This window comes from Streptomyces justiciae, from assembly GCF_015163075.1.
Taxonomy (GTDB): domain Bacteria; phylum Actinomycetota; class Actinomycetes; order Streptomycetales; family Streptomycetaceae; genus Streptomyces; species Streptomyces justiciae.
Window position 1 is genome coordinate 39,794 of the sequence record NZ_JADDXU010000013.1, and the last position, 25,236, is coordinate 65,029.

The 25,236-nt window shown below is 70.3% G+C and carries 24 protein-coding genes and 1 pseudogene; 11 read left to right on the forward strand and 14 right to left on the reverse strand.

Annotated features, from left to right (window positions below; genetic code table 11):
- Positions 1–61: 61 nt before the first annotated feature.
- Complete coding sequence (locus IQ210_RS31270) at positions 62–3,778, reverse strand: nSTAND1 domain-containing NTPase (protein ID WP_322657091.1); 3,717 nt, start codon at positions 3,776–3,778, stop codon at positions 62–64.
- Positions 3,779–4,062: 284 nt separating this feature from the next.
- Here IQ210_RS31270 and IQ210_RS31275 point away from each other — a divergent pair, with 284 nt between their 5' ends.
- Positions 4,063–5,238 carry an acyltransferase family protein gene (locus IQ210_RS31275; RefSeq protein WP_322657093.1) on the forward strand — a complete coding sequence of 392 codons (1,176 nt, stop codon included), beginning with the start codon at positions 4,063–4,065 and terminating at the stop codon, positions 5,236–5,238.
- A 4-nt stretch (positions 5,239–5,242) separates the two neighbouring features.
- Here IQ210_RS31275 and IQ210_RS31280 read toward each other — a convergent pair whose 3' ends face one another.
- The 7 genes and pseudogenes from IQ210_RS31280 to IQ210_RS31305 form a co-directional block, all read right to left on the reverse strand.
- A complete protein-coding gene (locus IQ210_RS31280) occupies positions 5,243–6,739 on the reverse strand; it encodes a HEAT repeat domain-containing protein (protein ID WP_194082534.1) in 1,497 nt (498 codons plus the stop codon).
- 122 nt (positions 6,740–6,861) lie between these two features.
- Positions 6,862–7,710, reverse strand: coding sequence for a DUF4253 domain-containing protein (locus IQ210_RS31285; protein ID WP_194082535.1), 849 nt, complete (start codon positions 7,708–7,710; stop codon positions 6,862–6,864).
- A 180-nt stretch (positions 7,711–7,890) separates the two neighbouring features.
- Complete coding sequence (locus IQ210_RS47380; protein ID WP_265584721.1) at positions 7,891–8,214, reverse strand: MmyB family transcriptional regulator; 324 nt, start codon at positions 8,212–8,214, stop codon at positions 7,891–7,893.
- A gap of 167 nt (positions 8,215–8,381) precedes the next feature.
- A pseudogene (locus IQ210_RS47970) lies at positions 8,382–8,450 on the reverse strand (hypothetical protein); the annotation flags it as partial.
- 182 nt (positions 8,451–8,632) lie between these two features.
- Positions 8,633–9,553, reverse strand: coding sequence for an NADP-dependent oxidoreductase (locus IQ210_RS31295; protein WP_194082536.1), 921 nt, complete (start codon positions 9,551–9,553; stop codon positions 8,633–8,635).
- Between the two features lie 187 nt (positions 9,554–9,740).
- On the reverse strand, positions 9,741–10,394 hold the full coding sequence (locus IQ210_RS31300; RefSeq protein ID WP_194082537.1) for a VOC family protein: 654 nt from the start codon (positions 10,392–10,394) through the stop codon (positions 9,741–9,743).
- A 65-nt stretch (positions 10,395–10,459) separates the two neighbouring features.
- Positions 10,460–11,584: a serine hydrolase domain-containing protein gene (locus IQ210_RS31305; protein WP_194082538.1), complete on the reverse strand. Its 1,125-nt coding sequence runs from the start codon at positions 11,582–11,584 to the stop codon at positions 10,460–10,462.
- Positions 11,585–11,801: 217 nt separating this feature from the next.
- Between IQ210_RS31305 and IQ210_RS31310 the strand changes: the two genes are divergently transcribed.
- Both IQ210_RS31310 and htpG read left to right on the forward strand, forming a co-directional pair.
- Positions 11,802–12,554, forward strand: coding sequence for a DUF4097 family beta strand repeat-containing protein (locus IQ210_RS31310; RefSeq protein WP_194082539.1), 753 nt, complete (start codon positions 11,802–11,804; stop codon positions 12,552–12,554).
- A 104-nt stretch (positions 12,555–12,658) separates the two neighbouring features.
- A complete protein-coding gene (htpG, locus tag IQ210_RS31315; protein WP_194082540.1) occupies positions 12,659–14,560 on the forward strand; it encodes a molecular chaperone HtpG in 1,902 nt (633 codons plus the stop codon).
- Between the two features lie 164 nt (positions 14,561–14,724).
- Here htpG and IQ210_RS31320 read toward each other — a convergent pair whose 3' ends face one another.
- Both IQ210_RS31320 and IQ210_RS31325 read right to left on the reverse strand, forming a co-directional pair.
- Positions 14,725–15,594, reverse strand: a complete 870-nt coding sequence (locus IQ210_RS31320; protein WP_194082541.1) for a PhzF family phenazine biosynthesis protein — start codon at positions 15,592–15,594, stop codon at positions 14,725–14,727.
- 45 nt (positions 15,595–15,639) lie between these two features.
- Entirely contained in the window at positions 15,640–15,798 is a 159-nt protein-coding gene (locus tag IQ210_RS31325) for a hypothetical protein (RefSeq protein ID WP_228048644.1), read from the reverse strand.
- On the opposite strand from IQ210_RS31325, the gene IQ210_RS31330 reads away from it, so the two are divergent.
- Positions 15,793–16,041 (forward strand): winged helix-turn-helix transcriptional regulator, encoded by a 249-nt coding sequence (locus tag IQ210_RS31330; RefSeq protein ID WP_194082542.1) that lies wholly within the window; start codon positions 15,793–15,795, stop codon positions 16,039–16,041. The two genes, IQ210_RS31325 and IQ210_RS31330, sit on opposite strands and share 6 nt — an antisense overlap.
- Positions 16,042–16,072: 31 nt before the next feature.
- Here IQ210_RS31330 and IQ210_RS31335 read toward each other — a convergent pair whose 3' ends face one another.
- Entirely contained in the window at positions 16,073–16,966 is an 894-nt protein-coding gene (locus tag IQ210_RS31335) for a phosphorothioated DNA-binding restriction endonuclease (RefSeq protein WP_194082543.1), read from the reverse strand.
- Positions 16,967–17,111: 145 nt separating this feature from the next.
- Here IQ210_RS31335 and IQ210_RS31340 point away from each other — a divergent pair, with 145 nt between their 5' ends.
- Positions 17,112–17,645 carry a sugar O-acetyltransferase gene (locus IQ210_RS31340; protein WP_228048720.1) on the forward strand — a complete coding sequence of 178 codons (534 nt, stop codon included), beginning with the start codon at positions 17,112–17,114 and terminating at the stop codon, positions 17,643–17,645.
- A 156-nt stretch (positions 17,646–17,801) separates the two neighbouring features.
- Here IQ210_RS31340 and IQ210_RS31345 read toward each other — a convergent pair whose 3' ends face one another.
- Positions 17,802–18,731 carry a helix-turn-helix domain-containing protein gene (locus IQ210_RS31345; RefSeq protein ID WP_194082545.1) on the reverse strand — a complete coding sequence of 310 codons (930 nt, stop codon included), beginning with the start codon at positions 18,729–18,731 and terminating at the stop codon, positions 17,802–17,804.
- Positions 18,732–19,039: 308 nt separating this feature from the next.
- Between IQ210_RS31345 and IQ210_RS31350 the strand changes: the two genes are divergently transcribed.
- The 4 genes from IQ210_RS31350 to IQ210_RS31365 are packed head-to-tail and all read left to right on the forward strand — an operon-like array spanning position 19,040 to position 22,422.
- Positions 19,040–19,864 (forward strand): alpha/beta fold hydrolase, encoded by an 825-nt coding sequence (locus IQ210_RS31350; RefSeq protein WP_194082546.1) that lies wholly within the window; start codon positions 19,040–19,042, stop codon positions 19,862–19,864.
- A 60-nt stretch (positions 19,865–19,924) separates the two neighbouring features.
- Positions 19,925–20,764: an alpha/beta fold hydrolase gene (locus IQ210_RS31355; RefSeq protein ID WP_194082547.1), complete on the forward strand. Its 840-nt coding sequence runs from the start codon at positions 19,925–19,927 to the stop codon at positions 20,762–20,764.
- 11 nt (positions 20,765–20,775) lie between these two features.
- The gene (locus IQ210_RS31360; protein ID WP_194082548.1) at positions 20,776–21,570 is read left to right on the forward strand and encodes an alpha/beta hydrolase; all 795 of its coding nucleotides are present in this window, start codon (positions 20,776–20,778) and stop codon (positions 21,568–21,570) included.
- A gap of 60 nt (positions 21,571–21,630) precedes the next feature.
- Positions 21,631–22,422, forward strand: a complete 792-nt coding sequence (locus IQ210_RS31365; RefSeq protein WP_194082549.1) for an MBL fold metallo-hydrolase — start codon at positions 21,631–21,633, stop codon at positions 22,420–22,422.
- Positions 22,423–22,676: 254 nt separating this feature from the next.
- Here IQ210_RS31365 and IQ210_RS31370 read toward each other — a convergent pair whose 3' ends face one another.
- Positions 22,677–22,826, reverse strand: coding sequence for a hypothetical protein (locus IQ210_RS31370; protein ID WP_194082550.1), 150 nt, complete (start codon positions 22,824–22,826; stop codon positions 22,677–22,679).
- Between the two features lie 33 nt (positions 22,827–22,859).
- Between IQ210_RS31370 and IQ210_RS31375 the strand changes: the two genes are divergently transcribed.
- Positions 22,860–23,252, forward strand: coding sequence for an alpha/beta fold hydrolase (locus tag IQ210_RS31375; RefSeq protein WP_194082551.1), 393 nt, complete (start codon positions 22,860–22,862; stop codon positions 23,250–23,252).
- 91 nt (positions 23,253–23,343) lie between these two features.
- On the opposite strand, the gene IQ210_RS31380 is transcribed toward IQ210_RS31375, so the two are convergent.
- Complete coding sequence (locus IQ210_RS31380) at positions 23,344–24,117, reverse strand: sulfite exporter TauE/SafE family protein (protein WP_194082552.1); 774 nt, start codon at positions 24,115–24,117, stop codon at positions 23,344–23,346.
- 473 nt (positions 24,118–24,590) lie between these two features.
- Between IQ210_RS31380 and IQ210_RS31385 the strand changes: the two genes are divergently transcribed.
- Entirely contained in the window at positions 24,591–25,070 is a 480-nt protein-coding gene (locus tag IQ210_RS31385; protein ID WP_194082553.1) for a PIG-L family deacetylase, read from the forward strand.
- Positions 25,071–25,236 lie beyond the last annotated feature (166 nt).

Below are 25,236 nucleotides of genomic sequence, written 5' to 3' on the forward strand. Positions count from 1 at the left end.
GAACACGAGCATGTGCCAGCCCAACACCGGCACCCGGCAGACATCACCGCACGACGGCCACCTACTGCGCGGTGGGGCAGCCGGTCTCGGTGAACTGGTCGTGGAGGTAGGTCGATCGTTCGCGTGGGGTGAGGGGGGTGCTGTCGGCCTGGCAGATGGTGCGGATCGCGTGGTCGGGGTCGGGTAGGTCGACGCTCCACAGTTCGGCGGAGCTGTCGTCGGCGACGGCGAGGGTGTCTCCGTCGGGGCTGAATTCCAGGGTGGTCGGCGTGCGGGCGGGCAGGGTGGTGCGGGGTTGGAGAGTGGTGAGGTCCCACAGCTGGACTCCGCGCGGGCTGCCGGTGGCCAGGGTGTGTCCGTCAGGGCTGAAGGCGAGTGAGGACACCTGGGCGCTGACACGGAAGGTGTCGTGGAGTTGTCCGGTACGGACGTCCCAGGTCTTGACGGTTCCGTTGCCGCTGCTCGCGGTGGCCAGGGTGTGTCCGTCAGGGCTGAACGTCAGGGTCAGTGGGCCTGTGGTGCCGGGGTCGATGGTGCGTCGGGGGTGCCCGGTCGCGGCGTCGTACAGGGTGATCTGTTCACCGGTCGGTGTGATGCGTACGACGGCGAGGGTGCGGCCGTCGGGAGTGAAGGCGGCCGCTCTGACGGGCTGGTCGTGCCCGGTGCCGGCGGTACGGAGGGCGTTCGTCGAAAGGTGCCAGATCCGCACCGACCCGTCCCTGCCGACGAGTGCGAGGCGTGTGCTGTCAGGGCTGAAGACGGCCGCGTCGAGGGCGCCTTGGGCGCGGCTGTGGCGCAGGCGGCCGGTCGTGACGTCCCGGACTTCGATCCGTTGGCCGCGGAGAGTCCGGACGGTCCGGGCGGTCAGGCCCTGGCCGGTCGGGCCGAGAGTCACGGCGGCGGGGCGGGACACCACGAACGGCTCGCCCGATGCACGCGGTGCCGGGTCGACGTCGAGTCCCGGCTCGGCTCGGGGGCGGCCGGTCCGGGCGTCGTGGAGCTTGATGCCCCAGCGGCCGGGCGCACCTTGGCGCACGGTGGCGAGGGTGTGCCCGTCCGGGCTGAAGGCCAGGTCGGTGACGACGGTGCCGGTCCGGCCGTGCAGTGTGGTCCGCGGACGGTCGGTGGGAAGGCGGTGCACGCGGACGGTGGGGTCCGAGGCACTGCCGGTGATCAGGGTGCGGCCGTCCGCGCCGAGGGCCACCGTCACGGTCCCGCGTGCGCGATGGCCGGCCGTGACCGTGGCCCGCGCGGAGCCGGTGGCGGTGTCCCACAGGCACACGGTGTCATCGGTGCCCGGGACGGCGAGGGTACGTCCGTCGAGGGAGAAGGCGACCTGAGGGAACCGGCCGAAGCTGCCGTCGATGGTGTGCCGGAGGGTGCCGGTGGCCACGTCCCGCACTTGCAGGGTCCCGTCGGTGCGGACATATGCGTAGGTCCGCCCGTCGGGCCCGAACACGGCCGTGTCACCGTTCGCGTGGTGGTCACGGGCGGCGCGGGTACGGCCGGTGGCCGTGTCCCACACGCGCTCGTGCCCGTCGAGACCGACCCCGGCGACCGTGCCTCCGTCGGCCCCGAAGGCGACCGCCCGCGGGTCGGGCAGTCCGGTCAAACGGTGGCGGACGCGGCCGGTGGTCACGTCCCAGACCCGTACGGTCGTACGGCCGGCGGCTGCCATGTTGCGGCCGTCGGGACTGAACGCGACGGCGCGTACCGGATTGTCGGGTACGGCGAAGGTGGCGAGCCTGCGACCCGCTTGCGCATCCCACAGCGTGATCCGGGCTGTCGTGCCCTCGGTGGTCGTGGCGAGGGTGTGGCCATCGGGGCTGAACGCCGCGACGGCGGCGATGTGGCGGTCGGCGAGCGTGCGGTGCAGTGTGCCCTCGGGCAGGTTCCATATCCGTACGGTGCCGTCCGCGCTCTGCGTGGCGAGGGTGCGTCCGTCCGGGCTGAGGGCGAGGGACTGCACGGGTGCGGTACCGGCGGTCAACCGCTGGGGCGGCGGTGGCGCGGCGGCGGCATACAGGGCGGCGGTGGCTTCGCGGCTCGGGCTGGTGCGGTAGGCGTGGACGGCGAGCAGTGCGGCGAGGTCGGGTTCGGTGTCCAGCAGGGCACGGGACTGGGCGGCCAACTGCCGGGACTGGGCCAGCTGTTGGGCGCTGACCGCGTTGTGCCACTGCCTGACCGCGAGGCCGGCGGCGACCAGGGCGAGGCACAGGGCGGTGGTGACGGCGCCGAGCACCAGCCGATGGCGGCGGCGGCCCTTGTCCGCATGCGCGCGGCTGGCGTCGAGGAAGGCACGCTCCACGTCGGTCAACTCCTCCTGCGGCGCGGCGCCGAGGGCTTCGCGGGCGAGGGCGAGGCGACTGCCTCGGTACAAGGCGCCCTCGTCGCGGCCCAGTTCCCGCCAGGCGTGGGCCGCTTCGGTGAGGCCCCGGTGCACGCGCAGGCGTTCGCGGTCCTCCTCGATCCATCCGCCCAGCCGGGGCCAGGCCGTGATCAGGGCCTCGTGGGCCAGCTCGACCCGGTCGCCGTCCAGGGTGAGCAGCCGGGCCGCGGCCAGCGCCTCCAGCACCGCGGCGCCGTCGCCCGCTTCGGCGCTGCGCAGTTCGGCGCGCTCGACGGGACGGCGGGTGTCGGGCGTGCCGTCCCCCGGGGCGATCAGGCGCAGCACGATCCGGCGGCAGGCCGCTGCCTGGTCGGCGGTGAAACGGCCGTACAACTGCTCGGCGCTCTGTGCGATCGCGCCGTCCAGGCAGCCGGCCGCCTCGTAGCCGGCAAGCGTGAGGGTCTTGCCGCGCCGCCGGCGCCAGGTCTCCAGGAGTGCGTGGGACAGCAGCGGCAGCCCGCCCGGCGCGTCGGCGACGTCCTTGACCAGCCGGGCGGTCAGGGCGCGTTCCACCTTCAGCCCGGCGTGCGTGGCCGGCTTGACGACGGCGTGACGCAGTTCCGCCGGGGTCATCGCGCCGACCAGCAGGTTGGCGTCGCGCAGGGCGTCGGCCAGGTCGCGGTGCTCGGCGCAGCGGCCGTAGAAGTCGCCGCGTACCGCCAGCAGCACCCGCATGCGGCGCTCGGGCTGCCGGGCGCTGAGCAGCAGGTCGATGAAGCGGGCGCGCTCCGCCGGATCGTGGCAGAGGGTGAAGACCTCCTCGAACTGGTCGACGATGACGAACGTGTCCGCGTCGGCGCCGTCCGGGCCTTCGGCCGGGGTGAGCAGGGGCGCGTGGGTGTGGGCGGGGCGCTCGCCCGGCGTCAGTATCCGGATCGCCGCCGCGGGCGGGTCCGACAGGCCGGGGCGCCGTAGGGCGGGTATCAGGCCGGCCCGCAGCAGGGATGACTTGCCGCTGCCGGACGGCCCGAACACCGCGGCGAAACGCTGACGGTGCATCAAGTCGACCAGGTCGGCCGTGAGTTGCTCCCGGCCGAAGAAGAGATGGCTGTCACCGGGCTCGAACCGTGCCAGGCCGCGGTACGGCACGAGGGCCGCGTCCTCCTCAGGGGCGCCCTCGGCGCACTCCTCCACGGCCTGCTGCCACCGGGCCTCCCATCGGACGGCATCACCTCCGCAGGCCCGCACATAGGCCAGCACCACCGGCAGCGTCGGCAACTGCTCGCCCGCTGCCGCCTGCGACAGCGTCGTCACGGAGTAGCCCGCGCGCGAGGCCAGGGCCCGGTAGGTGATCCCGCCCGCCTCCGCCCGCAGCCGACGTAACGCGTACGCGAACCGCTGCACTGGACCCGCCGCCGGGTCCACCGGCACCTCACGACGCCCCGCCACCTCGTCCACCTCCTCGCACCGCACTGCACCACAGCAGGCGGCCAATCCGCACACCTCTACGAAGGACATATACGGCCCGCAATTGTTCGATCGCCAAAACGGTGCTGCCGAACAACACCCCGGCCGACTGAACTCGTTGACGCGTGCGGCGCCCCTCCGAATGGAACCCGCCCGCACCCCGACACTCACGTCACCGAAGAGGACTCTGCCCAGGCATGGAATCACCGCCCAACGCCCCCGCCTCACCTTCCGTCCCTGAAACATCACCGAGATCCGTCGCGGCCGTGGGGCTGTCGCGGTTGGGCTGGCTGGACGCGTTGCGCGGCCTCGCCGCACTCGTCGTGGTCTTCGACCACGCGTCGTACACCTTCATGGCGGACTTCCGACGGGAGCTGATGCCGCAGTTCAACACCAGCCGCTACGGCATCATGGTGTTCTTCCTGGTCAGCGGCTACATCATCCCCGCGTCGCTGGAACGCCGGGGCAGCATCCGTACGTTCTGGACCGGACGGTTCTTCCGCATGTACCCCCTGTGGGCGGCAGCCGTCACGGCGCTTATTGCCATGCACCTCATGGGACTGGCCCGGCTGCCTGACCTCGGCGGGTACAGCGCCGCCACGGTCGCCGTCGCCCACGCCACCATGCTCCAGGAACTGCTGGGCACACCGAACCTCCTGCTCACCCTGTGGACCCTCTCGTACGAGATGGCGTTCTATTTCCTGGTCGTAGCCCTCTTCACGATTCGTCAGCATCGGCAATCTGCCGCCCTCGCCGTCACGTTGGCCGTGCTCGCCGCCGTGAGCGTGGTGGCGCATACGGTGCTGCGGCCCTCCGCCGTGTCCGGCACGGTCGGCACCGGCCTGTCGGTTGCCGTCGCCGCGATCGCGATGGCGGTCGCCGTCTGCTGTGCGAGCGCCGGCTCACCCGTCCTGCGGAGGTTCGGGGGAGTGCTGGGCGGCGGGCTGTCGCTCGTCCTGGTCGTGTTCAACGGCACGGTCCCGACATGGGAGGGCCTGGTGATCCTCGCTGTGATGTTCCTCGGTACGGCCGTCTACCGCGCCGACAAACAACAGACGAGCCGACGACTCGCGACCGGCACCGCAGTCGTCGTCATCACCTGTGCCGTGGGCAGCGCGTACCGGTTCGGCGACGGTGACCACTTCACCCGACGCGGCTGGATCACGGCCTTCGTGCTCGCCGTCCTCACCTTCGGCGCCGCACTCGCGCTGCGCCACCGGCGGTTCCCCCGCCCGCTCACCGCGCTGGGAACCATCAGCTACTCCGTCTATCTGGTGCATCCGGTGCTGCTGGCGGTGATCGACCACACGCTCGGACGTCAACAGCGGGACAGTCCTGTGCTGTTGGCGGCGTTCTTCCTCGTACTGCTGCCGTTGTGCGCCCTGACCCACCGCTATATCGAAGCGCCGAGCCAGGATTGGGGACGCGGATGTGCGCGCTGACAAATCAGTGGTGCTGGCAGTCGTCCAAGGCCCGTACTGCCTCGGCCGCCGCCTCGCGTACGGCATTGGAGGGGTCCGATTCCAGGGCCGTGAGCCGGTCACGCAGCCGCTCCTTGACGGGAGGGATCAGGCCGGTCTCCTTCACCCAGTGGGCGATCCCTTGGGCGGCGGCCCGGCGCACCCACCCATCCACGTCGTCCAAGTGCCGCGCGAAGAGCGGAAGATCATGCGGGGTGCCGGCGTCCGTCGCAAGGTGCGGGTCCAGGAGCGACAGCGCGGCGGCTCGGACCAGGGGGGAGGCGGTACGGTCCACCAGCTGCCGCAGGCCGGGCAGGGCTTCCGGCAGGCCCGTGAGGACCCTCTCCGCCACCCCGACCAGGGTGGAACGGGCGTCGAGTCGGGGCACCAGCGCCCGGGCGACCGCCGCGCGTTCCCACGGTCGGAATCCGGTGTCCGCCAGGGCGTCGAGGCCGCGCAGCGCACCTTCGTACACCTCGGGCGCGGCACGGCCCAGCAGGGGGAGCAGCAGCCACACGGCGTCCCATCTGCCCAGATCGCCGTACGCCCTTGCCGCCGCCGCGAGTGTGGGGGCGGGCGTTGCCGGGTCGGTGAGAAGAGCCCGTAAGAGCCTCGTGGCGGCCTTGCCGCCGACGGATGCCAGAGCAGCGGCGGCCGCCGGCCCCGCCCGCTCGTCGCCCAGCCAGCGCGAGGCCGGCGCCAGCAGCCGTTCGTCACCCGATCGCTCGAGCAGAGAGAGCAGTTGTGACGCCACCTGTGGGTCCCGTTCCGCTGCCAGGGCGGTGAAAAGCGCGTCCTGCGCCGGTGGGCGGTCCACGCGCGCCAGTCGGAAAGCCACGGCGCACCGCACCTCGGAAGACGGGCCGCCGGCCAGATCCCGCAACAGCTCAGGCAGCAACCGGTCGATGTGCTGGTTCGGCAGCATCCACAGGGCGCGCACACGGGCGGCGTCCGCTCCCCACCGGGCCGTACGCACCAACTCCGCTTCGACGTCCGGGTCCTTCTCGAACAAGAAGACCATGGCCCGGGCCCGGCCCCAGACGCCATAGTCAGGATCACCCAGCAGCCGCAGCAGCGCGGGAACATCACCGGGTACGCCCAACTCCCGCAAACCGTCCAAGGCGTTGATCCGCAGGTGATAGTCCGGATCACCGAGCAGCCGCGCATAGGCGTCCACGACCTCACGATCGCGCAGCCCGAGCCGACGAGAGGCCAGAGAGGCCTGCCTGCGCACCCACGGATCGTCGTCGCCCATGAGCGCCGGCAAGGTCTTGAGCCCGGCTGCGTACACCCCCAGCCTGCCCAGGCCTACCGCCGCGCCTTCCCGTACCTCGGGTGCCGGGTCGGCGGCCGCCCGCATCAGCACCGCGGCGTGCTCGCTGTCACCGATCTTCCCGAGCCCCTTCGCCGCTGCGGCCCGTCGCCAGGTGTCGCCCGTCTCCAGTTCCTTCAGGAAGAAGGCAACCTGATGGTCCGTCGTCATGTGCACCCCGGGAAGTAAGACCGGTGAACTGGCGGGAGGTTGTGCCGGACAGATTGCCCTCCCTTTCGCCGTCATCCCCGCGACCTTCGTGTGTCACCGCTGACTGTTGCGTGCATGTGTGTTCAGTCCCACCAGAACGTCCAGCGGGTCCTGGTGAGCAGGCTTTCGGCGTACTGACGGTAGGACCACCAGCCACCGTCAGCGATGACGCCCGGACAGAAGGCGAGGTGTTCGGCGGCGACATGTTCGGCTGCGGCACAGGTGCCGGGTGGTGCGGTGACGGACAGGTGCAGCGCGGCGCCGTCGACGGCCACCAGCCGAACACCGAAGCGTTCTTCCCAGGAGCGCAGCACCGTGCTGAGGTGGAGCGCGTCGCGCTGGGCATTGGATGCACCGGTCCAGCCGATCGACGCGAGGATGTCGGCGCTGTGCGGGGCGGGGACCAGGGCAATGTGCGCATGCTCGCCGTTGTGGGTCAACTGGTCCGGGCCGGGTTCGATCAGTGTGCGGGCGAGTTGGTCGGCGGCGATCTCGGGGTCGGATTCCGAAGCGGGCGTGCCAGGGGGTGCCAGGCCTGGCCAGCGCGGGCCGAAGGGGCCGGTCTTGCTCTCCGACAGATCCTCGTCCGCTTGTGGCTCCTGCCAGTTGTACGAGTGCCAGAAGCCGGCCAGGACAGCGTTGGCGTCAAGGTCCCCGGGGCGAGAGGACACCTGTGGACTGAGGTCGCTGCCGTCGTGGATGCCCAGGTCGGGGCCGATCAGGACTGGTTGCAGGCCCGCCTGACGCGCAGGCAACAACATGCTCCAACTCCCGGGCAGGGCAGGGCCGTCGGAGAGCCACAGCAGTGGTTCATGCCAGGCTCCACCGTGAACCGTCTGGTCCATCAGCGATCCAGGGGGCAGGTTGAGTCCCAGCACCCGGCCGCTCGGATCGAGCGCGATGCGACGCAGAGGATTTTCCGGCGAAGCCATGACGAGGACTGTAGGCGCCCGCTGACAACAGTGAACGAAGCTGGACGCTATCCATCGATCAGTTCGGGGATCCCGCGTCGGCGTTGTGTTCGTGGTCGGCGGCGTTGGCGGAGCAACTGGCGAGTAGTTTGAGGCCGTCCGCGGCGGCGGTTCCGGCCGGCGCGCTGTAGACGACCAGGGTCAGTCCGCTGTCACCGGCAGGCGCATGGTTTCGTGCTCGAGTTCCAGGTCGCCGACGACCCGATGGTGGAGGCGTTTGGTGCCCTCGTGGAAGACGTGCACGTCGTGGGAGCCCCACATCATGCGGAAGGCGTCGCTGCGGGTGGACAGTTCGCCGATCAGGTTGGACAGGTCCCGGTCGTAGGGGTTCTTGCCCGCTTCGATGCGCAGCGCGCCCACGGTGGCGTGGGTGACGCGTTCCCAGTCGCGGTAGAACTGCCTGCCTGCGGGGTTGAGGAAGGCGAAGCGGGCGGTGTTGGCTCCGCAGGTCGGGTCGGCGTACATCTGCGTGTACAGGGCTCGAGGGCATGCCGGCCCTGCCGGCGTTCGTGCAGAACAACCGCCTCGACGTCCTGGCCGCCAACCCGCTGGGGCGCGCGGGCGAGGTCGTACAGGTGCATGCGTTCGGTGTCGTCGAGTCTCAGGGCTTGGGCGAGGGCGTCGAGCACGCTGTCGGAGACGCCTTTGAGACTGCCGCGTTCCAGCCGTGTGTAGTACTCCACGCTCACCCCGGCGAGCATCGCGACTTCGCCCCGGCGCAGTCCTGGCACCCGCCGCTGACCGTAGACCGGCAGACCTGCCCGCGTACGAGGTGCCGGTTCAGCGCTTGCCGGTGAGCCGCCGAGAGTTGTTCCGGGCCTGTGCCCGTGATGCGCCGCCGCCTCTGATACCTGCGGTCGGCGAGCTGAGCCGGCTCAGGGGCTCAGTCCTCGGCGACGCGGATGATCGTCTTGCCGTGAGTCCGCTTCTCGGGTGTGAACGCGGCGATGGCTTCGGTGAGCGGACGTACGTCGCCGATGATCGGCTTGAGGTGTCCGTCCCGCACGCGTTGGGCGAGGTCGCTCAGGCGGGCGCGGTCGGGTTCGACGACGAAGAAGACGGCGCGTGCGTCGCGGGGGTGGACGGTGACGGGCTCGGCGATGGTGACCAGGGTGCCGCCAGGGCGGACCAGAGCGGCGGAACGTTCGAGGATGTCGCCGCCGATCACGTCGAACACCACGTCGACGTCGCCGATGTCCTCCAGCTTCTCGGCCTGGAGGTCGAGGAAGGCGTGGGCGCCCAGGCTCAGTGCGGTGTCGCGGTCGGCGGTCCGTCCGGTGCCGATGACGTGGGCGCCTGCCGCACGGGCGAGCTGCACGGCGATGGAGCCGACGCCGCCGGCGGCGCCGTGGATGACGATGCTCTGACCGGTGTGGAGGTGGGCGTGGTCGAACAGGGCCTGCCAGGCGGTGAGTCCGGAGATGGGCAGCGCGGCGGCCGTGGCGTGGTCGACGTCGGCAGGCAGTGGGGCGAGGTTGCGGGCTTCGACCGCGGTGTACTGGGCCAGGGTGCCGTTGCGGGCCCAGTCGGTCAGGCCGTACACGCGTTGTCCGATGGTCAGGCCGGTGGTGCCGTAGCCGAGTTCGGTGACGATGCCGGACAGTTCGTGGCCGGGCACGCTCGGGGTACGGTCGCGTCCGGCCCGGTCGGTCCAGGTGCTGGGCCAGTCCAGCTCGCCGGGTGTGAAGCCGGCGGCGTGCACCTTGACGATCACGTCGTTCTCCGCGGCGTGCGGGTGGGGCAGCTCGGTGAGGACGAGGCCGCTGGCACCGGCCTCACGGTCCTGGACGGTGATGGCTTGCATGAGTGGTTCCTCCGGGGTGCGGGAGGTGGGCGCGCGGCGTGCGCCGCGACGGTCACCTTCGACCTTAGGATCCAGGCGGCCCAAGCATGTGGGCCATTGCTGCCCGCTTCAGTTGGGCCATTTGCTGGTACGGGTGAACCGGATACTCGTCGCGGCGCGTGATGCGGGGACTGAGTGCCGGCCCCGCCTACGGCTTGGCGGCATGCCGTGCGGCCTCCCACACGAAGCCGTCCGGGTCGGTGAAGTCCTCGGTGGCGCCGCCGAGGACGACGCGGTGCGAGCCGGTGCCGTCGGCCGGGACACCGAGGTCCTTGGCCAGGGCCGCGCGCTTGTACAGCGCCAGCTTCACGGGGCTGTTTGAGGTGGGGGCGAACTCGACGTACTTGCCGCCGAAGCTCTTGGCCACGCTCAGTCCCTGGCCGACGTAGTGCTGCTTGGTGGCCTTCACGTCCTCGACGCCGAGGAGGAGGACCACCTCGTCGACCGTGCGGGTGGCTGGGCCGGTGTTCTTCTTCGCCGAGGTCGCGATCTTCCAGATCGTGCCGTCAGGTGCCTGGACGACCCCGCCATAACCCCAGAACGACTTCGAGGCGGCCTTCAGCACGGTGGCGCCGGCCTCCACGGCGTCGGCGACGAAGCCGTCGACGGTGGCCGGTTGGGAGACCGTGAGCGCGACCGTGAAGCCGCGGAACCCGGTGGACGGCGCCTGGGACGTCTGGAGGCGTACGTACGCGTCCACGCCGAACGCGCGGTAGAAGGCGCGGGCGGCGGCGAGGTCGTTCACCTCCAGGGTGACGGACGTGAGGGAGATGCCGGCTGCGGTGGAAGTCTTGGTTGCCATGCCCCTCACGCTAGGACCGGCATGGGGCCCGACGCTTCTCCGATCCTGACCGGTCCTGCCGTCGGTCAGTCGCAGAAGGCCTGCTCCAGAAGGGCGTCGACCGCGTCGTCGGGGTCGCCGCGGAAGTCGGGTGTGAGGGCGACCGTGACCTGACGTCGCCCGTCCTCCGTGGCGAACGACCAGGCCTGGTATGCCAGGGCGTCACCGTCGTTGCCGTACAACCGCACCCCGCACGAAGTGTCCTTCCAGGCCAGCCCCAGCCCGTAGTTCCTGCCCGCGATGCCCGGTGTCTTCATCTCGGTGAGGAGGTGATCCGGCAGCAGCCGGCCGTCGAGCAGGGCGGCGACGAACCGGTTGAGATCCTTCGTGGTGGAGATGATCTCGCCGCCCGCGCCCATCACCGAAGGGTTCATCTCCGTGTACTCGACGAGGCGCGTCCCGTCGCCTCCCTCGATCGGCACATAGCCGCGGGGGTGCGGTCCGTCGATGCGCGGGGACGTGCCCGGCAGCGAGGTGCCGCGCAACCGCAACGGCCGGATGATCCGGCGTTCGATCTCCTCACCGTACGCCCGGCCGGTCGCCTCCTCGATGATCTGGCCCAGCAGCGCATAACCGGTGTTCGAGTAGCTGTAGTCCGAACCCGGAGGTTCGAACATCGGTGCCTCGGCCACTGCACGCTGCACCAGCTCGGCCGCCGTCCAGGTCCGCCAGCGGTTGGCCAGGAACTCCTGCCCGGGCGGCATCGGCAACGTACGCCTGTAGTCGTACAGCCCGCTCGTGTGGTTGAGCAGCTGCCGCAGGGTGATGCGGTGGCCGTCCGGCACGACACCCGGCAGCCACTTCTCCACCGTGTCGTCCAGCCGCAACCGGCCCTCGTCGACGAGTTGCAGGACGACGGTGGCGACGAACGTCTTGGTGATGCTGCCTGCCCGGAACCTCCCGCCGTCCGGAACCGGCCGCGTCGTGCCCAACTCGGCGACCCCACTGACTCCCCGCCACACCCCGTCCGCGCCACTCACCTCCGCCAACGCACCCACGGCCCCCGTGGCCACGACCCCGTCCAGTGATTCCTGAAGCCCCGCGCGATCCGCTCCTTGAGGCGTCGCCGCGACGGCAGTCGGTGCCGCCAGTACCGCCACCGCCGCCAAGGCTGTCGTAGCGGTCAACAGCGTCCGTCGCACGTGTCTCATTTCTTCCTCGCTTCTCGATCAGCCCTTCAGGTCTGTCCTGTACGCACTGAGCCTGCTGGAGGGAGCGGGCAACGGCGATGGGGCTGATCGCCGTATCCGGCCGGGGGTTGCCCCCACCCTGCCGGGACATCCCGTAGGGCCCGGCCTAGGCCTGCCCCGGCCTGCCGACTCCGCGCACGCCGCCATGGCCCCGTCGATGCGGGGCAACCGTTGGGGCATGAAGCTGATGCCCCAACGGCACCTGATGCCTACGACGTTGTTGCTGCTGCTGGCGCTGCCGTTCGCGAGTTCCTGCGACGATGGTGGCAGCGACGCCTCCCGAGCGGACAACGCGCTGCGCGCGGCGGAGTCCGGGGACGAAGTGCTGATCAGCACCGACAACGGGCTGCGGCTGCGCCCGGCCGACGGCGACCACATCAGCGTGGACGACCGGATCGACGGGCACTGGTCCCATCACGGCGACCGCTGGACCCTGGATCTGGACTGCGCCGACCACGATGACCGCGGATGTCCACGGATGCCGTACGTCGAGATCCCCGACGGAACGAAGGTCACCGTCACCGCCCGCAACGCCGGCGTCGACGTGGTGGACGTCGCCGCCGCGTTGGACGTCACGACCGTCAACGGGGACGTGACACTGACCCACTCCGGCCAGGAGGACGCCCCGTTGCGGCTGTCCACCCGCAACGGATCGGTGCGCGCGACGTCCCTCGAGGCGAGCCGACTGCACGCGAGCACCGTCAACGGCGATGTGGTGATGCAGTGCGCTGCCGCGCCGGCGGGCGTGACCGCGAGGACCGTCAACGGCTCGGTCGAAGTCACCGTCCCTCGCGATGCCCCGGCCTACCGCGTCACCATGACCACCGACAACGGGCGCACCACAACCGATGTCCACGCCCAGGATGCCGACCGAAACCGTGTGATGACGGTGACCACGGTCAACGGAGACGTCACGGCCCGCCGGGACTAAGAGGTGACGAGCTATCAGTTTCACGTGAAACACCCTGACGTGGTGTTTTAAAGTACTGTCGCTCGTTTTCCGCGACTCAGGGACCTGTGAGGGACACGCGAACCATGTCCACCGAAACGTTTGAGTTTCAGGTAGAGGCCCGTCAGCTGCTTCAGCTGATGATCCATTCGGTCTACTCGAACAAGGACGTCTTCTTGCGGGAGCTCGTCTCCAACGCCTCGGACGCGCTCGACAAGCTACGCCTGGCCGCCCTGCGCGACGACAGCCTCGACGTGGACCTGTCCGACCTGCACATCCAGATCGACGTCGACCCCGAGGCCCGTACGCTCACCGTGCGGGACAACGGCATCGGGATGTCGTACGACGAGGTCGGCACGTTGATCGGCACCATCGCCAACTCCGGTACGGCCGCCCTCCTCAAGGAACTGGAGGAGGCCCAGGACGAGGCCGGTGCGGAGGGGCTGATCGGCCGGTTCGGCATCGGGTTCTACGCCGGGTTCATGGTGGCCGACGAGATGACCCTGGTGACCCGGCGCCTCGGCGAGAGCAGCGGTACGCGCTGGTCGTCCCGTGGCGAGGGCACGTACTCGCTGGAGAAGGTCGAGGAGGCGCCGCAGGGCACGTCCGTGACGCTCCATCTCAAGCCCGCCGACCCCGAGAACCAGCTCCACGACTACACCTCCACCTGGAAGATCAGGGAGATCGTCAAGCGGTACTCGGACTTCATCACCTGGCCGATCCGTCTCGTCCCCCAGGCCGGCGATGGCGAGGAGACGGCCGAGCCGGAGACGCTGAACTCGCGCAAGGCCCTGTGGGCACGCTCGCGCGAGGAGGTCTCGGCGGACGAGTACCACGAGCTGTACAAGCATGTCAGCCACGACTGGCGCGACCCGCTGGAGACGATCCGGCTCCAGGCCGAGGGCACCTTCGAGTACCAGGCGCTGCTGTTCCTGCCGGCCCACGCCCCGCACGACCTGTTCACCCGGGACTTCCGGCGCGGTCTGCAGCTCTACGTCCGACGCGTGCTGATCATGGACGACTGCGAGGCGCTGCTGCCGCCGTACCTTCGCTTCGTCAAGGGTGTCGTCGACGCGCAGGACCTCTCGCTCAACGTCTCCCGGGAGATCCTCCAGCAGGACCGCCACATCAGGATGATCCAGCGGCGGCTGACCAAGAAGGTCCTGTCGTCGGTCAAGGAGATGAAGGCCAACGACGCCGAGAAGTACGCCACGTTCTGGCGTGAGTTCGGCGCGGTGCTGAAGGAGGGATTGCTCGGCGACCCGGACAACCGCGACGCCATCCTCGCGGTCGCGTCCTTCGCCAGCACCCATGAGGGGGATGAGCCGACGACGCTCCAGCAGTATGTGGAGCGGATGAAGGACGGTCAGGAGCACATCTACTACCTGACCGGCGAGTCCCGGCAGAGCATCGAGAACTCCCCGCACATGGAGGTGTTCAAGGCCCGGGGCGTCGAGGTCCTGCTGCTGACCGACCCCGTCGACGAGGTGTGGGTCGACGCCGTGGGCGAGTTCGAGGGCAAGCAGCTGCGGTCCGTCGCCAAGGGCGAGATCGACCTCGACGTCCAGGGCGGCGAACAGCAGGACAGCGCACGGGAGGAGCAGGACGAGAGCTATGCCGGCCTGCTGGAGTGGATGAAGGAGCAGCTGGGGGAGGAGGTCAAGGACGTCCGGCTGTCGACCCGGCTGACGGTCTCACCGGCGTGTGTCGTCTCCGACGCCCATGACCTCACCCCGGCGCTGGAGAACATGTACCGGGCGATGGGCCAGGAGGTGCCGGTCACCAAGCGGATTCTCGAACTCAATCCCGGTCACGCGCTCGTCCGTGGCCTGCGGCAGGCCTACGTGGAACAGGAGGACCGGGCGGAGCTCGCCGAGACCGCCCAACTGCTGCACGGACTCGCCGTCCTCGCGGAAGGCGGACAGCCCAAGGAGCCTGCCCGGTTCGTGAAGCTGGTGGCGGAACGGCTGGAGCGGACGCTGCGCTGAGCCGCGAAGCTGTCGATGAGGCACGGCGGTTGTGCCCCCGGCAGCCCGGGGCGGAGGAGTCATGGGGCTCCTCCGCATGCCGGGCCGGTGTCATTCGGCGCTGCGCATTCAGGCTTGGTCGCTCTGGATCTCCCGCTCGATCAGCCGTGGCTCCAGTCGTCGCCTCAGTGTCCGCCGCGGACCACCGCCAACCCGCCGACCCGGGTCGTGATGCCGGCCGGCCCGCGTCGGGCCGAAGCGAGCACGCTGGACGGTCGACCGAGGGTGTCGCCCTGCTCGACCTCGATCTCGACCGTCTGCGCCCCTGTGGTGTCGAGCAGGTGGGCGGCCAGGCAGCCGGTGCTGTTGGCGTTGGCTACGTCCTCGTCGACGCCGATCGCCGGCGCGAACATCCGCGCCGCGCCCGGTCGGTCGCCCACCGGCGGTACGTACACGAAACAGCCGAGGAGTCCGTAGCGCCGGCACGCCGCTGTCAGGCTGCCGAGGTGTGGGCGGACCCTGAGCAGCGCCGAACGGTCGTGGACCGGTATCAGCATGCGTGGTGCGCCGGGCGCGGCGATTCGTGGCGCGTCGGTCGGATGCGGGTCGTCCGGGGTGAGCCCGAGCGCGGCGACGATCGCGGCGCGCTCGTCCGGTGCCGGGTCACGCAGCGCGACGAGGCCCTGGTCGAACCACACCTCGATGCCGGCGGAGCGGCGGATCGCGACGGTGTCGAACGTGCGCCCGCCGGTGTGTTGACGGCCCTTCAGCTCGTCCAGCGCGGTGCGGGCCAAGCGGACCGCCTGCGCGGCAACGGTGCCGTGGCCGCAGCCAAACAGTTCGGCGGTGGCGGTGAAGAACCGGACCGGCCGGCTACCGTCCGGCGCCCGCCCCGGGCCGAGGAACGCCGCGTGCGAGGTGCCGGCCGCCGCAGCGACCGCACGCCGGTCCGCGTCCGCCGCCGCCGGGTCGTCGTAGGTGACGGCCGTGGGGCTACCGCCCCGGCCGTCACGCCGTACGCACGCATCAACCACCGTCACATCCGGCCAGGACATCGGCCCACCTTTGTCGCTCGACGAACCGGCACCTACGGGCCTGCCTCAGCCGGTGCCGTCCTGCACCGGATAGTGGATGACGACCGCACCGCCGGTGGCGTAGTTGGCGAAATCGGCGGCCACGCGCTGGCCGTGCGACGACGCCCGCGCCGCGGCCATGGCGTCGGCGTCGGCGAAGTCGCCTTCGAAGACCGCAAAATGCAACTGCGTGCGGGCCCGCTCGGCGCCCGCGCACTGCTGGCACGGTGCGAAGGGCTGTCGTCCAGCGTCCTCTACCAGCGGCTCCGCGAACTCGTGTCGAGCGGGATCATCGCGCCCTCGGCCGACGGCTACGAGCTGACCCGGCTGGGGACAGCTCTCCGTGATGCCCTCCGTCCGCTCGACGAATGGGCGAGCGCCTGGGCGCAGGAGCAAGAACGCGACGATCAGGAGCCCACGGAGGCGTGAAGGCGAGGCCCGGCGCCCCCGGGCGGATGCGTCAGGCGGTGCCGGCGGGGCGAGGGGCGCCGTGGAAGACCTGGCTGGTGTGCCAGTCGCGGTGGGCGGCCGCGACCGGGCGGGCGCCCGGCTGCGGGCCGAGGAGCGGACGGCCCGCGAGCGCTATGACGTGGTCCCGGGCCGCGGGACTGTGGCCGACGAAGCGCTGCGAGACCAGGATGCGGTGTCCGTCGCCGACCCCGAGCACACCCTTGTCGAAGAGTTTGTGGTGCAACGAGCACAGGCACAGCCCGTTGTCGACCTCGTCCGGACCGTCGAACGCCCACCAGCGCACGTGCGCGGCCTCCAGCCCGACCGGTACCGCGCCGATCCGGCCGTCGTAGCCGCAGAACGCGCACCGGAACTCGTACGCGGTCAGCACCAGGTCGCGCATCCGCCGACTGCGCTGCCGACGTACGTCCGAAGGACGTCCGGTCTCCGCCGGTTCCAGTTCGAGCCCGACGGCCTCGCACAAGTCACCGTGGAGGGAAGGCGGGAAATGCAGATCGAGCAGGACCCGCGCGATACGGGCGAGCAACGACGGTTCGCGCCGCAGTGCGGCCCGCAGCTCGGGCGCGAGCCTGCCCGCCGCGCCGGTCTCCCGCAGATCCCGCACACCGCTGCCCGGACTGCCCGGCCCCCGGTCGGTCCGCACCTCCCACACCCCGTCGCTGACGAGGTGGTGGAACGGGTAGGCGGGGGTCGTTCTGTGGGGCGGCCCGTACTCGGCCAGCAGCCGCGCCAGGTCCTCCTCCACCGCGCTGTAGCGCAGCTCGCCGTCGGCGTCCTCCTGGAACCGGCCCAACGCGTAGAGAAGGAGCAGCGGCTTGTGCGGTGCCCGCGCACCACCCCTGCTCCACTGCCGTAGCTGCGCGGTCCGTTCGAGCCAGTCCATGACCGATGATCGTAGTGACGTTCCCACCGCGCCCCATGGCCTGCCCGGCAACGGCCGGCGCGTACGACCGTACACGCCGGGCTGTGCGATCGTACGCAGGGTGACGGACTACTTCGCGGACGACCCCCGCACGAACCTGGAGCGCATGCTCGCGGGCGACCTCTACATCGCCGACGATCCCGAGATCGTCCGCCGCCAGCAGCGAGCCGTCCGCCTGGCCGCCCGCTACCAGGCGGCTTTCGCCGAGGACTTCGAGGCTGCCCGGCCGCTGCTCGCCGAACTGCTCGGCTCGCTGGGGGAGGAGGCGCAGGTGCGGCCTCCGCTGTACGTCGACTTCGGCAGCAACGTCACCATCGGCGCGCGCACCTTCGTGAACTACAACTTCACGGCGCTGGACGTCGCGGCCATCACCATCGGCGAGGACTGCCAGATCGGCCCCAACGTCCAACTGCTCACCCCCACCCACCCGTTGGAGCCGCAGCCGCGCCGGGACAAGCTGGAGGCCGCGCGGCCGATCACCATCGGGGACAACGTGTGGCTGGGCGGCGGCGTGATCGTCCTGCCCGGCGTGAGCATCGGCGACAACTCCGTCATCGGCGCGGGCGCCGTCGTCACCAAGGACATCCCCGCGGGCGTCGTCGCGGTCGGCAATCCGGCGCGGCCGACGCGGAGCCTGTGAACCGCTGCCGCGGCCGACGAACACACTGACCCACATCGCCGCGCGTGCCGCACAGGCTCGCGCCGAGCGGCGCATCAGAAGTCCGGCTGCCGCCGGGGAGGTTGGTCAGAGGTCGTCCGGCGGGAGCAGGAGTCGGCCCTGTTGGGAGAGGCTTCGCTATTGGCTCGGGGTGGTGCCGTAGGTCTGGCGGAAGCGGCGGGAGAAGAAGGCGGGGTTGGTGAAGCCCCAGCTGCGGGCGATGGTGTCGATCGTCCGGTGCGAGTGTCGGGCGGCTGCGAGGTCGGCGCGTGCGCCCTCCAGCCGGCGGCGGATGATCCACTTCTCGAGACTGACTCCGCCGTCGTCGCACAGCCGGTACAGCGTCCGCACGGAGGTGTTGTGTGCCCAGGCGATCCGCTGGGGGGTGAGGTCGGGTTCCCTGAGATGGGCGCGGGCGTAGGCCAGGACGCGGGTGAGGAGGGTTTCCCTCGCGACGGTTCGGCGGGTGAGGTCGTCGCCGGCGACGGAGACCACCCAGGCTCGGACGAGTTCCACGGTGGCGGAGGCGAGGGCGTCGGCTTCGGCGCCCCTGTTGATCCGGTCGGCGATGCGGCGCATGCCGAGAACGTGGTTGATCAGCAGCCGTCCGATGGGGCTGTGCTCAAGCGTCGGTATGGATGCGCGGATCGTCTCTGCGGGCAGGCTGAGGCGTTCGGTGTCGAACATCAGGGCCAGCGTGCTGCCGAGACCGGACCACCAGTACTCGTAGCCGGCCGGCATGTGCTGCATGGTCGCGCTGTTCGGGCCGATGCGCTGGCGATGGTCGGCCCAGGCGAAACCGCCGACTCCCTGGCGGTGAATATTGATCGCGACGGTGTCCATCACATCGCGCCGGGCCTGTCGGAGCGAGCGCGTGATGCGCATCCCTGTGCCCTGGGTGTGGAAGAGCGTGAGCGGGCCGAGGTGCCAGAGTTCGAGCCGTTTCCAGGTCGTGGCCTCGGCCTGCTCCTCCTGGACGGAGGAGACGCCGCCTTCACCGGCGGCCACCGCCTCGAAGGTCGCGATCCGGTCACCGACTGGAAGATCGTTTGTGTCGAGGACGAGCACGGCGCCTCCCGTTCCGGGCGGCGTCAGGTCGCCGCCTAGGGTGTGAGTGTCCGCCGTGTGAAGCTTTCCGGGCAAAGATGCATGTACGGCGCACAGGTATGCGTACACGTCTGCTGGGGCACGCGATGCCGCAGGTGCGCGGGTGGCCTGCGGCCGGAGCCGTGGCACGCAGGGGACAGGCTCTGGCAGGCAGGGTCAAGCCGACTGATGGCGCCCGTGCCACGCTCGCACACAAGTCCTTCACAACTACGGGGTGCGGCAGGGAGGACGGGTTCATGCGGCGCCCCGGCCACCGGTTGGGAGAAGCCATGCCCTTCGTCACCGCATCCGACGACGCCCGGATCTACTACAAGGACTGGGGAACGGGCCGCCCCGTCGTCCTCAGCCACGGCTGGCCGCTGAACTCCGACAGCTGGGAGGCCCAGCAGCTGTTCCTGGCCACCCATGGCTACCGCGTCATCGCGCACGACCGGCGCGGCCACGGCCGCTCCACCCAGACGTGGAACGGCAACGAGATGAACACCTACGCCGACGACCTGGCCACGCTCATCGACACCCTGGACCTGCGGGACGCCACCCTGGTCGGTTTCTCCACCGGTGGCGGCGAGGTCGCCCGCTACGTCGGCCGCCACGGCACCGCCCGGCTCGCCCAGGTCGTGCTCGTCTCCGCGGTCCCGCCGTTCATGCTCAAGACCGACGACAACCCCGGCGGCGTCCCGATCGAGACCTTCGACGCGATCCGGGCCGGATCGCTCGCCGACCGCTCGCAGCTCTACCACGACCTGGCCGACGGGCCGTTCTTCGGCAACAACCGGCCCGGTGCCGACGTCTCCCCGGGCATCCGCGAGGCGTTCTGGCTCCAGAGCATGCAGGCCGGGCACCGGGGCGCCTACGAGTGCATCGCGGCCTTCTCCGCGACCGACTTCCGCACCGACCTGGACGCCATCGACGTGCCCACGCTGGTCATCCACGGCGACGACGACCAGGTCGTGCCCTTCGAGGTCGGGGGCAAGGCGTCGGCCGCCCGCATCAAGAACGCGACGCTGAAGGTCTACCCGGGCGCCCCGCACGGCATCACCGACACCCACAAGGACCAACTCAGCGCCGACCTGCTGGAGTTCCTCAATTCCTGACGCGGTGACGCCCGCGTCCCCGGCCGCCCTCCGGGGACGCCCGAGCACAGGAGCCAACACATGATCTCCAGCGGTCAGCGGCCTCGCCGCCGTACCGTCAGCGCGTGCCTGCTCGCCGCCGCGCTCGTGGCCGGTGTGGGCGGCGCGGTTGCCCCCGTCTCCGCCACCACGGCGCACACGGGCGGCCCCAAGCCGACCGTCGTGCTCGTCCACGGCGTGTTCGCCGACGCCTCCGGCTGGTACCGGACCATCGCCGCCCTGCAGAAGGCCGGCTACCCGGTCATCGCCCCGGCCAACCCGCTGCGCGACCTCGGCGGCGACTCGGCCTACGTCTCCAGCATCCTCGACAGCATCGACGGCCCGGTCATCCTGGTCGGCCACTCCTACGGCGGCGAGGTCATCACCAACGCCGCCCGCGGCCACACAGGCGTCAAGGCCCTCGTCTACGTCGCCGCGTTCGCCCCCGACCAGGGCGAGAGCGCGCTGCAACTGGCCGGCAAGTTCCCCGGCAGCAAGCTGCCGGACGCTCTGATCACCCGCGACTATCCGCTGCCGGACGGCAGCACCGGCACGGACGGCTACATCGATCCGGCCCAGTTCCGCGACGTGTTCGCCGCCGACCTGCCGTCCTCCCAGACCCGGCTGATGGCGGCCGCACAACGTCCCGGCAGCGTGGGCGGGCTGGCCGGCCCCAGCGGCGCACCGGCGTGGAAGGACCTGCCGTCCTGGTACGTCATCCCCACCGCGGACAACGTCATCCCGGCCGCCGTGCAGCGCTACATGGCCGACCGCGCCCACAGCCGCACCGTCGAGGTCAAAGGCGCCTCCCACGTTGTGATGATGTCCCACCCCGACGTCGTGGTCCGCCAGATCAACGCCGCCCACCAGGCCACCCGCTGAGGAGCACACCGATGCAACCCGACACCATCGTTCTCGTCCACGGCTTCTGGGTGACACCGCGCGCCTGGGAGAACTGGATCGCCCACTACCAGGACAAGGGCTTCCGGGTCATCGCCCCGCCCTACCCCGGCTTCGAGGTGGAGGTCGAGGCCCTCAACGCCGATCCGACCCCGATCGAGGCCGTGACCGTTCCCGCCATCATCTCCAGTCTGGAGAAGGTCATCACCGAGCTGGACCGATCGCCCGTCATCATGGGGCACTCCGCCGGTGGCGCGTTCACCCAGCTCCTGCTCGACCGCGGCTTCGGCGCGGCCGGAGTGGCGATCAACTCCGCACCCACGGAAGGTGTGTCCGTCGTACCGCTGTCCCAGGTCCGCTCGACCTTCCCGGTGCTGAAGAACCCGGCCAACCGCCACCGCGCCGTCGGCTTCGACTACGACCACTGGCGCTACGCCTTCACCAACACCTTCCCCGAGGACCAGGCCCACGCCACCTACGAGCGCTACCACATCCCCGCTCCCGGCAGCATCGTCTGGGGCAGCGCCCTGGCCAACATCCACCCCGGCCACACCGACACCTACGTCGACTACCACAACGCGGGCCGGGCGCCGCTGCTGTTCTGTTCGGGGGAGAACGACCACCTCATGCCGCCCAAGGTGCAGCAGTCCAACGCCAAGCACTACAAGGCCGGGGGCACCGTCACCGAGGTCACGGTGTTCCCCGGCCGCTCCCATCTGATGCCCGCCCAGGACGGCTGGGAAGAGGTCGCCGACCACGCCCTGGACTGGGCCCTCGCCCACGCCTGACGGGACGGGCCGGGTCGGAGAGGGCGCCCTCCGGCCCGGCCCTGGGAAGGGAGCCTCCCCATGAGCGACCTGCGGATCACCCACATCGGCGGCCCGACCACCCTCATCGAGACGGGCGGCTGGCGGCTGTTGACTGACCCCACCTTCGACCCGCCCGGACAGCGCTACAGCTTCGGCTGGGGCACCGCCTCCCACAAGTCGACCGGCCCCGCCCTCGCCGCTTCCGACCTGCCGCCGATCGACGCCGTCCTGCTCAGCCATGACCAGCACGGCGACAACCTCGACCGCACCGGACGCGACGTCCTGCGCACCGCCCGGACCGTCCTGACCACCCCGGCCGGCGCCCGCCGCATCGGCCAGCGGGCTCACGGCCTGGCCCCGTGGACGGTGACCCGCCTGCACACCCCGGGCCGCCCCACCATCACCGTCACCGCCACGCCGGCCCGCCACGGCCCGCCCCTGTCCCGGCCGCTGACCGGACACGTCACCGGCTTCGCCCTCACCTGGGAAGGCCAGCAGCACGGCGCGCTGTGGATCTCCGGCGACACCGTCCTGTACGGCGGCGTGCGCGAGGTGGCCCAACGCCTGACCGTGGGCACCGCACTGCTGCATGTCGGCGGCGTGCGCTTCCCGATCACCGGACCTGTCCGCTACACCATGACAGCCGCCCAGGTCGTGCGCCTGTGCCACCTGCTGCGACCCCGCACCGCCATCCCCGTCCACTACGAGGGCTGGCACCACTTCCACGAAGGCCGCGACGCCATCGAGCACGAACTCGCCCGCGCGCCCGCCGATATCCGCAACCGCTTCCGCTGGCTACCCACCGGAGCCGCCACGGACATCAGCGCCTGATCCGAGGCGTGCCCAACGTTGGCCCGCGACCGGCGGACCATTTCGCCCAGCAATGTCCCCGGGCGCGGGGCACCACCCCAAGGCGCACAGCCGTGACCACGGCACCCTCAGAAGCCTCCCCTCCACTCGCCAGAAGCGGACGGTCGTGTCCCATCGACCTGGCTGTGTATCGGTTTCCGCGGCAACATCGGCACCTGGGGCCCGGCCTTCCTGGACACGCTGGCCGAACAGGGTTTCCGCGTCATCACCTTCGACTACAGCGGTCTGGGCTTGTCCACCGGCACCCCCTCGTACGACCCGGCCTCCCTGGCCCGGGACGCAGGTGAACCGTCCGCGCCGGCTGGTCCATCGGCGGCGTCGCCGCGCAAGTCGCCCTCGCCCAGTACCCCCAGCTCATCAGTCACCTGATCCTCATCGGCACAGGCCCTCCCGGCCCCTTGATCAGGCAGGCCAAACAGCTCTTCTACGACATCTCCCGCAAGCCGGAGAACGACCTCATCGACGAGGGCGTGCTGTTCTTCGAACTGGCCTCCAAGCAAAGCCTCCAGGCCGCACAGAGCTCACATGACCGCATCGCCGCACGCACAACTGACACCAGCGTGCGGTCCCCTGGCGCTGGGCCGCCGAACAGATCGCCGGCAAACCCCACTCCCAGATACTCGGGCGATCACGACATCTGCTCCCCGGTCGAAAACTGGAACGCCCTCAGTCAGCAACTCCCCACGACCCAGTTGCTCACCTATCCGCGCGCGGGGCACGGCCCACACCACCAACATCCACAAGCCTTGGCCCACCACATCGCCACCTTCGTCGCCTCCACAAGCGAATAAAGGCGTCGGGGCACGTCGCGCCCGGGCGAGGGCTCTTCGCCGGCTTCGATACGTGCCGTCCTGCCCCCCGTCCCGGCACTGTGGCGGCGCGTCAGCGCACCAGGAGCTGCACGACCGCGATGACACCGACGGCGACGATCACCGCGCGCAGAGCGGCGGGCGGGAGGCGTCGGCCGACCTTGGCGCCGATCTGGCCTCCGATCGCGGAACCTACGGCGATCAGCAGCACTGCCGACCAGTCGAACTCGGCGACGAAGAGGAAGAAGCAGGCCGCGATGCCGTTGACGACGGCGCCAAGGACGTTCTTGACGGCGTTGACGCGTTGCAGGTCCTCGTCGAGGAGCAGACCCATCAGAGACAGGTACAGGACCCCTTGAGCGGCGCCGAAGTACCCGCCGTACCCGCTCGCGAGGAGCAGTCCGACCAGGAGGACGGGGCCGCCGTGCGGGTGGCCGGTGCTGCCGTTGTTCTCACGACGGCGCTGCACTGCTTTGGCAAGGCGCGGCTGGAGGAGTACGAGGACCAGTGCGACGGCGATCAGTACGGGGACGATCGTGTCGAAGGACTCGGAGGGCAGCGCGAGCAGCAGGACGGCACCACCGAGTCCGCCGACGGCGGCGGTGAGGCCGAGGACGAGTGTGCGGCGGCGCTGTCCGCGCAGTTCGGCGCGGTAACCGATGGCTCCGCTGATGGAACCGGGCACGAGTCCCAGGGCGTTGGAGACGTTGGCGGTGATGGGCGGCAGCCCGGTGGCGAGCAGTACCGGGAAGGTGATCAGAGTGCCGGAGCCGACGATGGTGTTGATCGTGCCGGCCCCTATACCGGCCACGAGGACGGCCAATGCTTCCCAGATGGACACGGCCATCTCCTTACCTGATCAGCGTGTCGCCTCCCCGCCGCGCGGCAGGCGGTCGAGGGGCTCGTATCGATCTTGCACGATCAGGGGCAGGGGCCAGCATGTGTGTTCAGCATGTGAGTACGTGATCGGGCGCGGGTCGCGTCGCTCGGGGCGGGGGGACCTGGCGATCCGCGGACGGCAACACCTCCAAGCCGCCGCGATCGCTGCCCTCGGCGATACCCAGGACGGCGTCCTGGGTGAGTTCCCCGCCGCTCCAGACGGAGCTCCACGGCCGAGAGCTACTCGCTGAGTTGGGTGATCTGCGCTCGCAGACGGACTGCCTCCTCACCGTCGCTTCTGCGGAACGCTCATTACTACTGATGAGACAGTCAACGGGCTGACCGGGTCAGGAGACACGGCTGCCGCAGGCGACCCTACTCCTCGGCATGCGAGTACGGCGTTAACCTCTCGATCAGTTGCAACCGGGGGAGGCTGCTGTGTTGTTCACTCATCTGGGCAGGGGATCAACGAGCCTCGTTGTCACAGCGCACCCCGACGACGAGGTCTTCGCTCATGGTGCGGCGATCGCCATGTTGAGCCGACAGGGAAGCCGAGTCGTCCTGCTCACCGCTTCGGGCGGCGAAGCAGCTGAAGGTGACGTCACTTCCAGCGTGGAGGCGCGTCGACGCCGTTCCGCTCGGCTGGATGCGGCATGTACCAGGCTCGGCGTGAGCGAGTGGCAATGGATTGCCGAAGGGCGATGGACGGATACCGCCGGGCGGCACGTGCCTGGCTCGCTGACCAGCGCGTCAGTCACGGACCTGGTCGAGGTCATTGCTGATCAGATCGACAAGATCATCCCTGACGTAGTGCTCACAGTGGGGCCGGACGGCCTGACCGGCCACCCGGACCACATGCTGATTCACCAAGCCGTGGTCAGCGCGGCAGCACCGCGCGAAGTCCCGATCTTCGGTTCGTAACTTCTCCCGGCCGATATCGCGCAGGGTCGTGATCTCCTGGCCGAGATCCTGCCTGGGGAATGCGTGGGATCAGGACGCATGACGGGCCATGAAGAACCATCCCCGACCCCACTGGCGGCGCCTGCGCGCGTTGCGGAGGTCAGACGCGCGGCCCTCGACGAGTATG

What these genes read in the sequence shown, in the direction of transcription:
- IQ210_RS31280 (WP_194082534.1), bottom strand. Translation starts at nt 6,739, where the DNA reads ATGACGACGGACCATCAGGTTGCCTTCTTCCTGAAGGAACTGGAGACG.
- IQ210_RS31285 (WP_194082535.1), bottom strand. Translation starts at nt 7,710, where the DNA reads ATGGCTTCGCCGGAAAATCCTCTGCGTCGCATCGCGCTCGATCCGAGC.
- IQ210_RS47380 (WP_265584721.1), bottom strand. Translation starts at nt 8,214, where the DNA reads ATGTACGCCGACCCGACCTGCGGAGCCAACACCGCCCGCTTCGCCTTC.
- IQ210_RS31295 (WP_194082536.1), bottom strand. Translation starts at nt 9,553, where the DNA reads ATGCAAGCCATCACCGTCCAGGACCGTGAGGCCGGTGCCAGCGGCCTC.
- IQ210_RS31300 (WP_194082537.1), bottom strand. Translation starts at nt 10,394, where the DNA reads ATGGCAACCAAGACTTCCACCGCAGCCGGCATCTCCCTCACGTCCGTC.
- IQ210_RS31305 (WP_194082538.1), bottom strand. Translation starts at nt 11,584, where the DNA reads ATGAGACACGTGCGACGGACGCTGTTGACCGCTACGACAGCCTTGGCG.
- IQ210_RS31310 (WP_194082539.1), top strand. Translation starts at nt 11,802, where the DNA reads ATGAAGCTGATGCCCCAACGGCACCTGATGCCTACGACGTTGTTGCTG.
- htpG (WP_194082540.1), top strand. Translation starts at nt 12,659, where the DNA reads ATGTCCACCGAAACGTTTGAGTTTCAGGTAGAGGCCCGTCAGCTGCTT.
- IQ210_RS31320 (WP_194082541.1), bottom strand. Translation starts at nt 15,594, where the DNA reads ATGTCCTGGCCGGATGTGACGGTGGTTGATGCGTGCGTACGGCGTGAC.
- IQ210_RS31330 (WP_194082542.1), top strand. Translation starts at nt 15,793, where the DNA reads ATGCAACTGCGTGCGGGCCCGCTCGGCGCCCGCGCACTGCTGGCACGG.
- IQ210_RS31335 (WP_194082543.1), bottom strand. Translation starts at nt 16,966, where the DNA reads ATGGACTGGCTCGAACGGACCGCGCAGCTACGGCAGTGGAGCAGGGGT.
- IQ210_RS31340 (WP_228048720.1), top strand. Translation starts at nt 17,112, where the DNA reads ATGCTCGCGGGCGACCTCTACATCGCCGACGATCCCGAGATCGTCCGC.
- IQ210_RS31350 (WP_194082546.1), top strand. Translation starts at nt 19,040, where the DNA reads ATGCCCTTCGTCACCGCATCCGACGACGCCCGGATCTACTACAAGGAC.
- IQ210_RS31355 (WP_194082547.1), top strand. Translation starts at nt 19,925, where the DNA reads ATGATCTCCAGCGGTCAGCGGCCTCGCCGCCGTACCGTCAGCGCGTGC.
- IQ210_RS31360 (WP_194082548.1), top strand. Translation starts at nt 20,776, where the DNA reads ATGCAACCCGACACCATCGTTCTCGTCCACGGCTTCTGGGTGACACCG.
- IQ210_RS31365 (WP_194082549.1), top strand. Translation starts at nt 21,631, where the DNA reads ATGAGCGACCTGCGGATCACCCACATCGGCGGCCCGACCACCCTCATC.
- IQ210_RS31380 (WP_194082552.1), bottom strand. Translation starts at nt 24,117, where the DNA reads ATGGCCGTGTCCATCTGGGAAGCATTGGCCGTCCTCGTGGCCGGTATA.